12 protein-coding genes are annotated in these 15,376 nt (G+C 39.8%); 11 read left to right on the top strand and 1 reads right to left on the bottom strand.

Annotated features, from left to right (window positions below):
• Positions 1-40 precede the first annotated feature (40 nt).
• The 5 genes from RIL182_RS13775 (at position 41) to RIL182_RS13755 (ending at position 5,819) form a co-directional block, all read left to right on the top strand.
• Positions 41-640, top strand: coding sequence for a LytR/AlgR family response regulator transcription factor (locus RIL182_RS13775; RefSeq protein WP_006857973.1), 600 nt, complete (start codon positions 41-43; stop codon positions 638-640).
• A gap of 128 nt (positions 641-768) precedes the next feature.
• On the top strand, positions 769-2,058 hold the full coding sequence (locus RIL182_RS13770) for a GHKL domain-containing protein (protein ID WP_006857971.1): 1,290 nt from the start codon (positions 769-771) through the stop codon (positions 2,056-2,058).
• Positions 2,059-2,687: 629 nt separating this feature from the next.
• Positions 2,688-2,918 (top strand): RNA polymerase sigma factor, encoded by a 231-nt coding sequence (locus RIL182_RS13765; RefSeq protein WP_243128692.1) that lies wholly within the window; start codon positions 2,688-2,690, stop codon positions 2,916-2,918.
• Between the two features lie 257 nt (positions 2,919-3,175).
• Positions 3,176-4,114 (top strand): tyrosine-type recombinase/integrase, encoded by a 939-nt coding sequence (locus RIL182_RS13760; RefSeq protein WP_015560349.1) that lies wholly within the window; start codon positions 3,176-3,178, stop codon positions 4,112-4,114.
• Between the two features lie 226 nt (positions 4,115-4,340).
• Positions 4,341-5,819 carry a toll/interleukin-1 receptor domain-containing protein gene (locus tag RIL182_RS13755; RefSeq protein WP_006857968.1) on the top strand — a complete coding sequence of 493 codons (1,479 nt, stop codon included), beginning with the start codon at positions 4,341-4,343 and terminating at the stop codon, positions 5,817-5,819.
• Positions 5,820-5,908: 89 nt separating this feature from the next.
• On the opposite strand, the gene RIL182_RS13750 is transcribed toward RIL182_RS13755, so the two are convergent.
• The gene (locus RIL182_RS13750; protein WP_134523521.1) at positions 5,909-6,994 is read right to left on the bottom strand and encodes a radical SAM protein; all 1,086 of its coding nucleotides are present in this window, start codon (positions 6,992-6,994) and stop codon (positions 5,909-5,911) included.
• Positions 6,995-7,679: 685 nt separating this feature from the next.
• Here RIL182_RS13750 and RIL182_RS13740 point away from each other — a divergent pair.
• The 6 genes from RIL182_RS13740 to RIL182_RS13720 all read left to right on the top strand — a co-directional run bounded on the left by RIL182_RS13740 (position 7,680) and on the right by RIL182_RS13720 (position 15,310).
• The gene (locus tag RIL182_RS13740) at positions 7,680-9,689 is read left to right on the top strand and encodes an ATP-dependent DNA helicase (protein ID WP_006857967.1); all 2,010 of its coding nucleotides are present in this window, start codon (positions 7,680-7,682) and stop codon (positions 9,687-9,689) included.
• Complete coding sequence (locus RIL182_RS21990; RefSeq protein WP_006857966.1) at positions 9,686-9,814, top strand: hypothetical protein; 129 nt, start codon at positions 9,686-9,688, stop codon at positions 9,812-9,814. The genes RIL182_RS13740 and RIL182_RS21990 overlap by 4 nt, the downstream gene beginning before the upstream one ends.
• 91 nt (positions 9,815-9,905) lie before the next feature.
• A complete protein-coding gene (locus RIL182_RS13735; RefSeq protein WP_006857965.1) occupies positions 9,906-10,175 on the top strand; it encodes a DUF6870 family protein in 270 nt (89 codons plus the stop codon).
• Between the two features lie 133 nt (positions 10,176-10,308).
• Complete coding sequence (locus tag RIL182_RS13730; protein ID WP_134523364.1) at positions 10,309-11,994, top strand: recombinase family protein; 1,686 nt, start codon at positions 10,309-10,311, stop codon at positions 11,992-11,994.
• Positions 11,995-11,996: 2 nt separating this feature from the next.
• Complete coding sequence (locus RIL182_RS13725; protein ID WP_242655594.1) at positions 11,997-13,733, top strand: recombinase family protein; 1,737 nt, start codon at positions 11,997-11,999, stop codon at positions 13,731-13,733.
• The gene (locus RIL182_RS13720; protein ID WP_006857963.1) at positions 13,730-15,310 is read left to right on the top strand and encodes a recombinase family protein; all 1,581 of its coding nucleotides are present in this window, start codon (positions 13,730-13,732) and stop codon (positions 15,308-15,310) included. The genes RIL182_RS13725 and RIL182_RS13720 overlap by 4 nt, the downstream gene beginning before the upstream one ends.
• The last annotated feature ends 66 nt before the right edge of the window (positions 15,311-15,376 follow it).

Below are 15,376 nucleotides of genomic sequence, written 5' to 3'. Positions count from 1 at the left end.
GCTTTTTTTGTTGTATCAAAGATTAAAGTGGTGAGGAAATATGTTGAGGATAGGTATTTGTGATGACATAAGAGAAGAGGTTGAAAAACAGGAAAAACAGGTACGGCAAATTACATATCAGATAGGAATCCGGGCAGACATCAGAAAATGTTATTCAGGTATGGATCTTTTGATGGAAATAGAACTGAGCGGACAATTCGATATTATCTTGCTGGATATTGAACTTGGTGGGATGAATGGCATTGAGACGGCACGCCAGATCAGGGAGAGCGATGTAAATTGTAATATTATTTTCATCACGTCCTTTGAACAATACAGTAAGGAAGCAATCAGCGTACACCCCTTTGCATTTGTTGATAAACCTATTACATATGCACAAATGGAAAAGCTTATCAGTGATGTTTACGAAAAATTACAGATTGATGATAAATTTGCCTTTAAATCTAACAAAACATACTACAATATTAGTCTGAATAAAATTATGTATTTTATAAGTGAAAAAACAATTACAAATGTATATTTTATAGATAAAATTTGTACATTTTATGGTAAAATGAATGATGTAGAAATAAATTTGAGGAAGAAGCAGGTGGACTTCTGGAGGATACATCATTCGTTTTGGTTAATCCGAGGTATATAGAAGAGTACCATTACGACAAAGTTGTTCTGCAGAATGGCATATCATTGGAAATCAGCAGGGCAAAGAGGGAGAATACACGTTTGATGTACATGAGGAAACTTGGAAAATAGGGAGAGAGAGGAAGGAAAATGACAATCGCATTAATATTGGTAGAAATATTTACAGTGATTATGCAGAGAAATGTATGTGAAAAAGCATTTGACCGAAAACCGGCAGGAACAGCGGTACAGGTCATGGTATGGGCAGCTTTTTATATCATTTCAAATGTGACTACATATTTTTTTGAATTGCCGTCATGGCTAAATATGGTAATTTTTTCAGTGACCTTTTTTGGCGTTTTAACCTGGTTATATGAAGGTTCTATTAGAATCAAACTTGTGCTGGTTCTGTTTTTGTGTCTGATAGGAATGCTGTCAGAGGTGATGGTTTGCTTCATCGGAATTTTGTGCGGCATAGATATTATACATATGATGGGAAATACAGAGGTCGCAATCATGTATACGATTTTATCAAAATTAGTCTGGTTTGTTGAAATCAAGATTGCGCTGCTGTTTTTGAAAAAGAATAAAAATATAGTAATCAGAAATATGGACTGGCTAGAGGTGTTTATTGTTCCGGTGAGCAGTATTTTTATTGTTATGGCGATATTTGTACCATTGACAGATGAGTATGTATGGGCGAAATTGATTGCATCCATATTGATATTGATTGTAAATCTTTTTACATTTTATAATTATAATGAATTACAGGAAAAAGCATTGTATCAGGCGGAAAGGCAGTTCTTGACGCAGCAGGTGGAAAATTATGCGGTTCAGCTTCAGGAAATGAGTAAAACATGGCAGCAGGCACGGGAGTACCGTCATGATATGAAGCAAAGGTATCTTTTGATTGAATCCTATTTAAATCGAAATGAATATGAAAAGATACGGGAACTATATCAGCAAAGTGTAGAGACTTTAACAGAAGAGGACAATCTTGCAAAGACAGGGAATGTAAGTTTTGACACAATAGTCAATTACAAGGCTGCAGTTGCGCAGAAGAACCATATAAATGTAAAATTGGATACCATGATTCCGTATGATATGAAATTAGAGGACGTCGATTTATACAGTCTGTTGGGAAATCTGTTTGATAATGCGATTGAAGCAGCTAGTAAAGTAGACATAGAAGAGCGAGAGATAAAACTGCTGGCAAAAATGTCTGGAAATAATTTGTATTTGGAAATGGAGAACCCCTATACTGGCAATCTGAGAAAACAGGGGCAGAATTATCTTACAACAAAAGGGGATAAGAATGAACATGGATTGGGGCTTAGAATTGTAGAAAATATTATCAACCGTCATAGCGGTCAAATGATTATAGATGATAAAGAGAATTATTTTAGAATAAAAGTGCTTCTTTATAATATTGGAAAATAGTATTAGAAATAAGAGCGACTGTCGTAATATGTGTGTTGCGGAACCCAGGTGTTGAAATCAAGCAGATTTTGGCACCTGTTTTTTTGCCTGAAAACAAAAAGTTACAAGTAACAATGAAGTTTTTTACAAAAATAGGGAGAAAAACAAGAAAGCCATATACTTTGGGATATACGCAGTAACCTACAGAAGAAAAATGGAGGAAAATGCAGCATATCCCAGTAAACATGAGAAGACTGATAAAAAGTACTGCTCAAAAAGCGGTGTATGAGATATGGAAGAAACAAGTAAAAAGGCAAATGCCAAAATGCTTGTTAATTTCATCATACACTGCTTTTTTTGTTTGACATAAGAGTGGCTCGCGAAGCGTGTCACTCGTTGTTTTTCATGAAGTTCATGAAGTGTAATATCCGGGCGCTGCCCTTTTCGATTTTGAAAATTTACAAAATCGGAAAGGAGCAAGTCAAAGATGGCAGAAAGAGAAAAATATTATATCGGATTGAACGGACAAATCTTTGAAGTCAGTAAGGAACTTTACGAGACATATTACAAAGGGTAGCGCTAGGAGAAATACTTTACCCATGATCTGAAGCAGGAACATACAAAGGTGGATAAGGAAACCGGAGAGATGATTGTCATTCCCAGCAGGGAAGATTCTTATGAGCGGCTTCTGGAAACAGTTTGCCGAGGATGCCGAAGAGGTAGAGGATGCGGCAGTTCGGGCAGTTATGCTGGAGAGACTGAATGAGGCACTACATACACTTACGGGTGAGGAGGCAGCAATCATCCATGACCTATTCTATAAGGAAATCAGTGAGGTGGAACTGGCGAAAAGATTAGGAATAGCCAGAACAACCTTATAGTCACGAAAATATAAGATTTTAGAGAAATTGAGAAAATTATTGTAAACTATTGCCTCTTCATTTATTGGCTAAGTAGATGAAGGGGCAATAATCAGTTATATAATAAATCAGCAGATTCTTGATGGTAATTCAATTATAAAGACAATTACCATGCTGAAAATATAAAGAATATGGAAGCTAAAAATGTATGATTGCAGACATATATACAAAATATTACCATATGTCTTATATACAAAATAAAACAGGAGGTTTTTGCAATGCTTTTAAAAGAAGAAATCAATAAATATTTGAACTATTGTAAATTTCAAAAGGAACTTAAGGATAAGACGATAAAGGCATATAAGGCGGATTTGGAACAGTTTATTACAGTGATAGGAGAAAATAATCCAGATAAAGAAGTGCTGAATGCATATCTTGTATACCTTCACCGTATGTATAAGCAAAAAACAGTCAAGAGGAAAATTGCCAGCGTGAAGGCACTGTTTCATTATTTAGAGGAAGAAGAACTGATAGAGATAAATCCATTCCATAAAGTAAAGACAAAGTTTCGGGAGGAAGTGATTTTACCCAAAATTATTCCGAGAGATATTATAGAGCAGTTGCTGAATCATCTTTATAAGGAAAGAAGTATTAAAGAATATTCAGAGTGGCGTAAAAAAATCATTTTAAGAGATATCGCAGTAGTGGAGACGCTTTTTTCTACAGGGCTGCGCATCTCGGAATTGTGCCATTTGCAAAATAAATATGTAGACTTAAAAAACGGTGTGTTGTGTATTCAGGGCAAGGGAGGAAAGGAGCGATATCTTCAAATAGGAAATAATGACGTACTGTCTATACTGAATGCCTACAAAAAGTCCTTTGAAGATGAGATAAAGAAGCAGGGATATTTTTTTGTCAATCGTTATGGAAATGCGCTGTCTGAGCAATCAGCCAGGAGCATGATACATAAATATGCCGGTGAAATTCAGGCAGATATAAATATTACACCGCATATGTTCCGGCATTCCTTTGCGACCTATCTGATGGAGGAGGACGTAAATATCAGATACATACAAAAAATGCTGGGACATGCTTCGATTACCACAACGCAGATATATACATATGTAACGACTGAGAAGGAAAAAGAGATACTGCAGACAAGACATCCGAGAAATAAGATAAATATAGGAGAAAATTTCGATAATTTGGTATATTAAGATTGCTAAATCTTGGGAAAATTTGTATAATTAATATGGTAATGATAATTAGGAATTATTGGGTGGATTTCAGCAATCAAGTAGATGAGATGGAAGACAATCTATCGTTAGCTGTTGGAAATACAATAGAATTTCGATATAAGATAATACACAATTATTCTTTATTGATGAAAAGAAAGATAATTTAGCTTTTAGGAATAAAACATGGTTAATGTAGAGGTTCAATATGTTCGATGCTTTTATATCACATTCGTCAAAAGATAAAGAGAAAATCGTGCTTGAATTAGTGCAAAAATTAGAAAAAAATAATATTGATGTTTGGCTAGATGCTAACGAAATATTAGCAGGAGATACTATCTTGGATGCAGTGGAAAAAGGGGTAGCAACAGCATTATGCACAATCCTTATCATTACACCCGCTTTTTTTGAAAGTTTTTGGACACCTGTCGAAATTGGTCTTGCAATAGGACAAAATAATAATCATAAATTAATTCCTGTATTATGTAATGTTTCAGTTGAAGATATTGCCCAACGATTTCCTATGCTGCTGTCGTTGAAATACATCAAATTAGATCCCGATAACATAGATCTTTGCGTCGATGAATTATGTAGTAATATCATTCAGATTAAGAAAAAATATGAAAAAGATTTTCCCGAAATATCTTTCCACAAAGCTGTAAAAAAATTTCATTCATGTGATACGCCTACAGCAAACACCATTAGCATACTGTTAAGTGAATATGAACAAATTGTTGAGATAAATGTACGCACTGCTGTTTTACATGCATCTCAAATAGCAATTACTATTATCAATGATTTATTTATGCGTCTCCCGATTAAAGGAAATTCTGTTGATACGACAATTGGAAAATTAGATTTAATAAAAGTTTCATCTATCGGGTTAACAGAAAATGTATATGAGCATTTAAAACTTTTAAGCACTCCGGCATTAGATACAAATATGTCATTATTGACTAATGATTTGGATCGCAGAAAGCTTGCTGAAATGAGCATGACGGCAATCCTGGAATGGTACTCAAAATATTTATTGCATAACAAAATAATACCTCAAGACAGATTTGAAATAGTATGGCCTGATGACCTTTCATATGAAGATTTCATTACCATGTATGAAATTGATTGTTTAGTTCTTAGAGAAGATTTAATTGCTCCACCTAGTATTACATATGCTTGGTATCAGTATAATAATTATACACATATTGCCGTTCGTAGTACAGAAACAAATAGAATTGTTGGATATTTTACGGTCCTCCCGGTGACAGATCAGCTTTATGAGGATATACAGTCAGGTTATTTTAAAGATAATGATTTAAATACTGATAATTTAAGAAAATATGATGTCCCTGATTTTTATAAATTGTATATTGCATGCGTATGTATACACCCGGATTATCAAAATACTTCCGCTTTTCGAAAATTATATAATGCGCTATTGCAAATGATGATGGACCTGGCGGTTGAAAGAGAAATTTATATCACAAATATTATAACAGAAGCCTCAACCCTGCAAGGAGAGAAATTTTGTAAAATATTAGGTTTGAATTGTATGCTTAACACGGAAATTGAAACAAAAATATATGGTGCAACATTATTACCGCCCTCATGGCAGTTAAGATCTTCTTTTGGAAGTAAATTAATGAAATATTATAAGGAAAAATATGAAGAATTAAAAGACCTTTTTTGACACTGATACTCAGTACAATCTACGAAAAAACAGATAATACCTCAAATTACCGTTTAGGCTAATCTGAGGTATTGTCTGTATTGTTTTTGTCATGGTGTAAATTCTGTGTATTCCAATATCCAATTTTCTAATTCATCTTTGAATGTAGGATTTCGTTCTATTATTTGTTCCAAAAGTTCTTTGTTATTCAGGAAAAGTTTAAACATAGCTTGATTCATTTGACAATAATCATTAATATGCTCTATTGAAAATTCTACGTGCATTCTTCCGCATCTTCCCATGCAAAGAGAGCGATAAGGACATTTGTTGCATTTAAATTCAGTCAGTTTATGATGTGGAAGAGTCACTCCTTTATGAATATCTCCCATATAATGAACGTTTCCTTCAACATTATCACTACATGCATAACACATTCCATTTGTTTGAATATAAATCATCCCTCGGCTATAACCGCAAGAAAATTCATTATCATTTCTATCATGAAAAAACATGAATTTTAAAACAGCCATAAAAGGAATATATTTAAGCATAACTCCTTGTTCTAAATATTTAAGCCAATATTCAAATGTTTTTTCTACTTCATATATGTATGTATTCTTAAATACGGTTGCATTGTTAAAAGTGTCGCAGTTCTCAATCTGCCAATAAACATAATCAAAAAAATTACTTACTTGTAAAAGTTCAGTAAATATACTTGTCTTTTCTGTAACAGTGAGACGGGCAATAATAGGTATGGGTCTTCTTTCCTTTATCGATAAAGCGTTATCAATAATAGTAGAAAAATAACTCGGATGTAGGATATGATGCGGAATTTTTTCATAGTTTATAGAAAACATTATTAGTGTTAATTCATTGAGAATTTTATCCGGCAAAACATCAAGACGTAATCCATTTGTATGCAGTACAAACTTTAAAGAAAAACTAGATAATTCCTTTTTTGCAATATCAATGAGTCTTTCTATGTCATCATATTCCAGTGATGGTTCTCCACCAAAAAAATATATAGAAATTTCATTATCTCCAGTTAACATCTGCGTCTGTTTTATAAATTCTATAAGTTCACCATTACTGTATGCAGGCTTAATTGGCAGGTTGTTTTTTTCACAATCCAGTAAAACAGAGCAATATTCACATTTTAAATTGCAGTCGTTTGTCATATAAACAAAATATTCCATGTTAGCCCTCCCACGTAAAACTGTAAACAATGAAATTAGATAATTGTGTATTATCTTATATCGAAATTCTATTGTATTTCCAACAGATAACGATAGATTCTCTCCCATCTCATCTACATGATTGCTGAAATCCACCCCATAATTCCTAATTATCGTTACCATATTAAAATAAAATGAAAATTTTTTCGGCAGCCCCCTTTACCTAGCGGCGAATTAGGTGAAGGGGTTTTCTTTTGTCTAAAATATTCCCCTTTTACTGCACTTTGACAACTTCATATCTGTGCATCAGGCACACATCCGACCGGCCGGAGAGCCGGAAAGCACAAGTCAGGATACGCCATGACGGATCAGTGTGAAAAGAACCGCACTATCCTGAGCGGGAACTACCTGTGGCTTTACTGCCCGTGGTGGGGCAGGATGCGATGATACCGGTCGGAAATAATGATACTTCCACGCCAGTGGCCCGCATAAGTGACGGGAAAATGCACACCCACGTTTGAGAAAGAATGTGGGCGGCTTTTATGATGCCTGCTTACCGGCAGGATGGCTGATGCACCTTTTTATAAAGCAGTAGAAATCATGGGCTGGATGGAAGCTCATTTTTGTTAGTAAAAAGCCAAACCGATACCTTCCAGCCTATTCCTGTGCTGCTTTATGGCACTAAGAAATTTTAGGAGGCGTAACGATGGCAAAGAGTGCAGAAGAATTATTAATTTATTTATTTGATGAGATTTTACCGAAACATGGAATGAATCTGAGGGTAAAGCAGAAAGAACTTTCTCTTGAAATGCTCCGGGTATTGCAGGAAAACAAACTGGCTTTATGTGAGGCGGAAGTGGGGACAGGAAAAACTCACGCATATATCCTTGCACTGACGGTACATAACATTTATTCAGATAAGAAGATTCCGGCAGTCATATCAACATCCACCATAGCCCTGCAGAAAGCATTGACAGAGGAATACATACCGCAGATATCCGGGATCCTTTTAGAACACCATATAATTGACAAACCATTATCTTTTGTGGTGCGGAAAGGAAAACGGCATTATGTCTGTGACTCCAGATTGAAGATATATGAGACATCCATAAAAAAATTGCAGAGAGAAGTGGATGCCAATCTGATACTGGAACTGGCAAGGCTTAGGGAGCAGGAATTTGACAGGATTGATTTGGATGATGCCGTGCTGACACCATATGTAAAAGGCAGAATCAACGTGTTTCGCTGCAATAAGTCATGTCCTTATTCGCTTTTATGCAGATTTATGAATTTTAAGAAAAAGTGCATGACGGATAATTTTGATTTTCAGATTACGAACCATAATTATATCCTTGCCGATCTGATTGGACAGAAGCAGGGCAGAAAACCTCTTTTTCCGGGATATGGGGCAATGGTGTTTGATGAGTCCCACAAGCTGATAGATGCCGCAAGACAGATGTACAGCACAGTCTGGGACGAGCAGGATGCGGAATTTATCGTGGGTTTGAGTGAAGTGAACAGAAGAACCACAGGCATGGATGAACTTACTGTATTGCGGAGTCAGCTTGCGGAATATAACAGACAGATATTTGACAGACTGGCGGGAGATTTAGCAGGAAACCACACCAGAGAGGGAAGCAGGATTGAAATAGTGATAGGTTCCATGGAAAAAATTTACATAAGGCACATGGCAAAGGCTTTAGAGCAGCTTCCCTTATCCTATCAGGAAAACAGCGGACAAAAAATGCGGATGCAGGGCCTGAAAAAGCGTTGTCAGGAGCTGACGGACAAGCTGACCGTATTTCTAAACAGCGGAAATTCAATCTGCTGGATGGAAAAGAGGGAGAACGGCAGGCTTGCCCTGTGTGCGGTTCCAATGGAACTGGAACAGGTTTTATTCCGTGACATCTGGAGCAGACCGATACCGGTTATTATTACGTCCGGCACAATGTCAGTCCGGGGGGATTTTGGGCACTTTAAGAGAATGACAGGGCTTTCCTTTGCAGCTTTATCAAGAATCATGGAAACCAGCAAGCCCTCACCCTTTGATTTTCAGAGTAACGGTCTGCTCTATATACCGGAGCGTATGCCGTTTCCGAATATCTGGGATGACAGTTACATACAGGCGGTCATGGCGGAAATATTGCAGATAGTGTCTGCCACTCATGGGCATACCCTGATCCTTTTTACATCCTATTGGCTCATGGAAAGGGTGTTCTATGGTCTGAAGGAGCAGCTTTCTGATTATCCGTTGTTTCTTATGGGCAGAGGCAGACTGGATGTAATAAGTAGCTTTAGAAGAAGCGGAAACGGAGTGCTGTTTGCCAGTGACAGTGCCGGAGAGGAAATTGACCTTGCAGGGGATATACTTTCCAGCCTAATTGTAGTAAAACTGCCGTTTCCCGTGCCGGATCCGGTCATGGAATACCAGAGAAACCTGTATGAGGACTTTGATTTATACCGCAGGGACATCATCATCCCGGAAATGCTGATTAAACTAAGGCAGTGGTTCGGGCGCGGTATCCGCAGGGAAAAGGATACAGCGGTATTTTCCATTTTAGACAGCAGGGCATCCCTGCGTGGCAGATACCGGGCGGAAATTCTGAATACCCTGCCGACCATGCCGGTCACGGACAGGCTCATGGATGTGGCAGACTTTATTATAAGGAAGAAAGCAGACAGTTATTTTATGGATAAGGAGTGGGAAGAAGAATGAAAATCGTGTTGATCGTTGTGGGCGCTGCAGCAGGCGCCCTTGCTGTTATGTTTCTGGCGGCCTGTATTGCAGTTGCTGGGGCTATAGAATGTATGAGAGCATTGGAAGAAATAACAGGGATGTAATGCTGTGAAAAATGCTATAGCATAGGACAATCCGGTAAAAGAATAGACTTAGATAGCAGCAAGATTATGCTGTCCGGAAAGGAGAGAAGCCTTGGAACTGACAAAGGAAAGACTTGAAGAAATGGCTGCCGTGGATATAAGGACGGTAGATATTTCCACTCTGACTGATTTGAGGGACATAGAGATTGATACATCCCTGCCTGTGGAGAAGAAGCTGGATGCGTTTGCAAGGCAGACGAACAATGTCTATGTCAATCGGATCGGTGATTATGTAGTTAAGGTCAGGTTCCAAAAAGACGGAGCCAGCATAGATGATAAAATGGCGGAATATCTGCAAAGGTTATCCGAAATTCATATTTGAAAAATTTATATTTGGATTGAAAAATCCTCTTATCTATGCTAACCTAATATCAGGACAAATCAGCGTAACTCCTGATTTTATGGAATGGAAAAGCCACCGGCTTCCCCCTAACAAAAAAGTCAGGAGTGATAACATGAAAGAACAATCTAAATTCTTTGCCGCCATGTATCTGCGTCTTTCCAGAGATGACAATGTGAAAGCGGAGCATGATGGCAACGCCATGATAAATGGCGTATCTAAAGCCGAAAGCAACAGCATAGGAAGTCAGAGGGAGTTGATCCGTTCCTTTTTAAATGAACAGGAGGATATGGAACTCTATGACATTTATGTAGATGATGGCTTTTCCGGCAGTAATTTCGACAGACCAGAATTTAACAGAATGATGAAAGATATTGAAGCGGGCAGGGTTAACTGCGTGGTTGTGAAAGACCTGTCCCGTTTTGGGCGCGATTACATTGAAGCCGGGAGGTATCTGGAAAAGATATTCCCGGTTCTTGGTGTGCGTTTCATTGCCTTAACTGATCATTACGACAGCATATCGGCAGACACCGGAGAACGCCAGATCGTGATTCCGGTCAAGAATTTTATCAATGATTCTTATTGCCGGGACATTTCCACCAAGGTAAAAAGCCAGCTTGCAGTGAAACGGAAAGCCGGGGAATGCTTATCACCTTTTGCCGCATATGGCTATCGCAAGTCTCCGGAGAATAAGAACAAGCTGGTGGTGGATGATTATGCGGCAGAGATTGTACGCAGGATATTCCGGTGGAAAATTGAGGGAATGGCGGTGTCTGCCATTGCAAAGAAGCTGAACGAGCTGCACATTCTTTCCCCGAAAGAATATAAAAAGTCTACGGGGCTTAACTACCGGGGCGGGTTTACCGGCGGCTCCGGTTCACAGTGGAGCAGTTCATCGGTAAAGCGTATCCTGACCAATGAAGTTTATCTGGGGCACCTGCTGCAAGGCAAGACAGAGAAAGTCAATTATAAGGTGAAAAAGAGTGTTGAGAAACCAAAGGAAGAATGGGTGCGTGCGGAAAATACCCATGAGCCTATTATTTCAGACAGTGATTTTGAAGCGGTACAGAATCTTCTTCAGACGGACGGACGGGTAAGCCCGGAAAGCAAAAGCTTAAGTCCATTCATGGGACTTCTGTTTTGCGGGGACTGCGGAGAACAGATGGTGCGGCGCAGAGTCCGGTATAAGGAATCCAATAAGGTGTACTATATCTGTTCCACAAAAAACCGGGGCGAGGGATGCAGCCGCCACAGCATAGAGGAAAATACTTTAAAGGAATTGGTGGGCATTGCGGTTCGCAGATATGCCAATGACTTTTTAGCGCAGAGTAAACTTTTTGAACAGGCGAAAGAAAAAGAGACAAATCTGGAAGCAGTTGCGGGATGCCAGAAGGAGCTTACACGGCTGAAACAGGAGCAGGATAAGTATTACGGTCTCTGCGCAGGACTCTATGACGATCTAAGGCAGAATGTCGTAACAAAGGAAGAATTTGAACGTCTGCACAAGGAGTTTCAGCGCAAGGCACAAGAACTGGAGAAAGCACAGGAACAGCAACAGGACATGATACGGCGGATGCTGCAGAAAGGTGTAGTCAGTGCTTCAAGGCTGGCAAAATTTCAGGATTCCCTGAAGCTTGCTGAAATTGACCGGCATACTTTGACGAGTCTGGTAAAGCGGATTTATGTGTTCGAGGATAAAAGACTTGAGATAGAGTTTTATTTTCGGGATGAATACCGGATCATGCAGGAATATGTCACTGCACTTTCGGGGCAGGAAAGCGGCAGGGAAAGGAGTGCATGAGTATGGGAAGAACATCAAAGAGGCAGTCAGCGGGAAAAGGTTCGGACACACCCACGAGTGCTGCTAAGAATCAAAAGAGCAGGCAGTATAAGGCTGGTATTTATGCCAGACTCTCCGCAGATATAGACAAAAAAGTTTGCAGGCAAACTTCAAAGAATGAATCAGTAGAGGTGCAGATAGAGATCGCCAGGAAATTCATTGAGGAATGGAACGGAGAACATACGGATAAAATCGAAGTTGTAGACTGTTATATCGACTTGGGAAAGACGGGAACCAATTTTAACCGGGGTGCGTTTCAGCGGCTGATGCAGGATGTCCGCATGGGAGACATTAACTGTGTGATCGTAAAAGACCTGTCCCGTTTTGGCAGAAATTATCTGGAAGCCGGAAATTATATAGAGAAGATTTTCCCGTTCCTTGGTGTGCGTTTCATAGCCGTGGCGGATGGCTTTGATACCGGGGCAGGCGGCAATGAAACGAAACAGATGGTATCGGAAATCAAGAATCTGGTAAATGATATGTATGCTAAGGATTTTTCCGTGAAAGCGAAAGCTTCTCTGGCACAGAGAAGAAAAGAAGGCTCCTATGTGGGCGGTCCTGCACCTTATGGGTATAAGGCAGTCTGGGAGGGCAAAGTACGCAGGCTGATACCGGATGAAAATACGGAGGAGATTGTCAGATACATTTTTCAGAAATTTATTGAGACGGAAAGCTATACGGCAGTTGCGGATGATCTGAACACTCGTAAGATCAATCCGCCGGCGGTCTATCACAAAACGGGAGAGGTCTACTGCCCACCGGATGCAGCTTACAAAGGATGGGATAAAAGTGGTGTGGAACGCATTATTAAAAGTGACACTTACGCTGGAAAGCTGGTACAGGGAAAGACCAGCATTACTGCAAGGGATGAAAATAACCGCATTCACAAGCCGGAAGATGACTGGGTGGTAAAAGAAGAAGCCCATGAGCCGCTGATCACGCCGGAGATTGGGAAGGAAGCGGCCGGAGTAAGGAAGAAACTGCGGGAGCAGACAAAAAGCCATGCTCATCCAACGGAAGGCTGCCCAATCGGAGAAAATATTTTTGACAAGGTGCTGTACTGTGGTGTATGCGGGCGGAAAATGACAAGACACAGCTATGTGAAGCACTATGCGGATGATAGTAAAAACCGTATGGATGGTTATTTTTGTAGGAATGGCGGAGCAACCAAAACAGATAACTGTCCGTCCTCTAACCGTATCTCGAAAAATGCGTTGACGGATATCCTTTTTGTACTGTTTGAAAAAGAATTTGATGTGGACTTGAAAAAACAGAGAATGTATTTAGATACTGCAAGAGCAATCATCCGGCAAAAAAAGCAGGAACTGGAGCAGAGCCTTCATGCCGTGGTCTGCACAAAGCTCCGGCTTGCAGAGGAAGAAAGCGGGAAGTATATGGCATACCGCACGGGCGGTCTTTCGCAGAAAGACTATGTGGAGTATAAAATGTGTAAGGAAAACAGGCTGCGGGATTTGGAGAAGCAGGAGAAGAACTTCAGAGAGCAGGAAGTAAGCCTTGAGCGTGACGGAGAAACCTATCTGAAAGCAGTCCGTGCATTGATAAAACTAAAGAATGAACAGGTACTTACCAGGGAGCTTATTGAATCGCTGATAGATAAAATCTATGTGTATCCGGGGAAAATGGTGGAAGTCTTATTTACATACAGTGATGCACTGATGGAAAGGCAGGTGAAAAAATGACAGACAGCAGGAAGATTGCAATCTATCTCCGCCTTTCCATAGAGGATGATGCCCTGGACGGTAAAGCTTCCACAGAGCAGCGGGAAAGCAACAGTATTTCCAATCAGCGGAAAATGCTTTTAGATTATATCAGAAATGATGCTGAACTAATGGGACAGGAGGTTGCAGAATTTTGTGATGACGGTTTTTCCGGTACGAATATGGACAGACCGGGGCTGCAGGAGATGTTAAAACAGGTAAAGCAGAGTAAAATCAGTTGTATTCTGGTAAAGGATATGTCCCGGTTTGCAAGGGATTACATAGAACTGGGTGATTATCTCAACCAGATTTTCCCCTTTATGGGAGTGCGGTTCATTGCCGTAAATGACCATTATGACAGCAGGGAGCATGAAGGAAGTACCACCCCGCTGGATACTGCTTTCCAGACGCTTCTCTATGACCTTTACAGTAAGGATATATCGGTCAAAGTAAAAACATCATTTCAAAATAAATGTGCAAATGGGGAATATGTATTCGGACAGGTTCCTTTTGGTTATGCCAAGAGTGAAATTGAAAAAAATACGGTGATTGTCAATGAAAAGGAGGCAGAAATCGTCCGCCATATCTTCTCATTGGCAGAAAAAGGAATGAGCAGTACGCAGATAGCAAAGGAGCTGATTGCCAAGCAGACGCCGACTGTTACACAGATGCGTCATCCTGAGAGGAAAATGGAAAGGGAGCATCATACATGGAGCAATACGGCAGTGAGGAGAATCCTGAATAATCGTTTCTATCTGGGCGAAATGGCTTACGGTAAATCAGTCCGCAAGTCTGTTGGAAGTAAAAACGGGATTGCTGTGCCAAAGGAGGAGTGGAAAGTAATTACGGATCATCACGAGCCGCTGGTAACGCCGGAGGTATTTGCACTTGCATCTGCTTACCGCCCGGAACAGTCCACGAAAAGGAAACGGGAAAAACACCCACTGACAGGGAAAATATATTGTGGCGGGTGTGGATATGCGATCAACTATAAACCGCAGAGAAACAATGGTAAGATGCCAAATCATTTCTGGTGCAGGAAACATTCCCTGCTGCAGATACCGGACTGCTGTACTTATTTTAGGGCAGACATTCTGGAAGAGATTGTGTTGACGGAATTGTACCGGGAGTTGATGCGCCGTGGAGATTTGATAAAACAGCGTGAGAGTCTTGAACAATTTCAGAAAGTGGAATTGAGCAGACTAAATAAAGAGCTGGGTAATTATCGGATGCAGTATCGGAGTTTGCAGACAGAGAAAGATACATTGTACGAAAACTATGCTGTAAAGCAGATAGAAGCAGGAGAATACTGCAGCAGGGCGGATGGAATCGCTTTACAGATGGAGGAGCTGTCATGTAAAATAGAAGAAGCAGAGCTTGCATTTGGCAGGTTTACGGAGGAATACAACCGACCGAAACAGGATATAAAAGAGATTATCCGGTTTTCTCAGATGGAAAAGCTGACGCAGGAAGCGGTGGATGTATTCATTAAAAAGGTTATCATATACAGGGATAAGAGAGTAGAGATTGAATGGAATTATGCTTTTGGGGAGGAGTAAACCTCCCCAAAGCAACTTGACACTAATTTACCACCAATTCACTCTGACTTGACACTAACTTACCAT

It is taken from the genome of Roseburia intestinalis L1-82 (assembly GCF_900537995.1).
Lineage (GTDB): Bacteria > Bacillota > Clostridia > Lachnospirales > Lachnospiraceae > Roseburia > Roseburia intestinalis.
The sequence above is the reverse complement of the archived record's forward strand: the minus strand, read 5'-3'. Positions and strand labels throughout refer to the sequence as shown.

Excerpts from the sequence above, each read along its gene's own strand:
- RIL182_RS13755 (WP_006857968.1), top strand. The coding sequence starts at position 4,341 with ATGTTCGATGCTTTTATATCACATTCGTCAAAAGATAAAGAGAAAATC.
- RIL182_RS13725 (WP_242655594.1), top strand. The coding sequence starts at position 11,997 with ATGGGAAGAACATCAAAGAGGCAGTCAGCGGGAAAAGGTTCGGACACA.
- RIL182_RS13740 (WP_006857967.1), top strand. The coding sequence starts at position 7,680 with ATGGCAAAGAGTGCAGAAGAATTATTAATTTATTTATTTGATGAGATT.
- RIL182_RS13730 (WP_134523364.1), top strand. The coding sequence starts at position 10,309 with ATGAAAGAACAATCTAAATTCTTTGCCGCCATGTATCTGCGTCTTTCC.
- RIL182_RS13760 (WP_015560349.1), top strand. The coding sequence starts at position 3,176 with ATGCTTTTAAAAGAAGAAATCAATAAATATTTGAACTATTGTAAATTT.
- RIL182_RS13720 (WP_006857963.1), top strand. The coding sequence starts at position 13,730 with ATGACAGACAGCAGGAAGATTGCAATCTATCTCCGCCTTTCCATAGAG.
- RIL182_RS13775 (WP_006857973.1), top strand. The coding sequence starts at position 41 with ATGTTGAGGATAGGTATTTGTGATGACATAAGAGAAGAGGTTGAAAAA.
- RIL182_RS21990 (WP_006857966.1), top strand. The coding sequence starts at position 9,686 with ATGAAAATCGTGTTGATCGTTGTGGGCGCTGCAGCAGGCGCCCTTGCT.
- RIL182_RS13770 (WP_006857971.1), top strand. The coding sequence starts at position 769 with ATGACAATCGCATTAATATTGGTAGAAATATTTACAGTGATTATGCAG.
- RIL182_RS13750 (WP_134523521.1), bottom strand. The coding sequence starts at position 6,994 with ATGGAATATTTTGTTTATATGACAAACGACTGCAATTTAAAATGTGAA.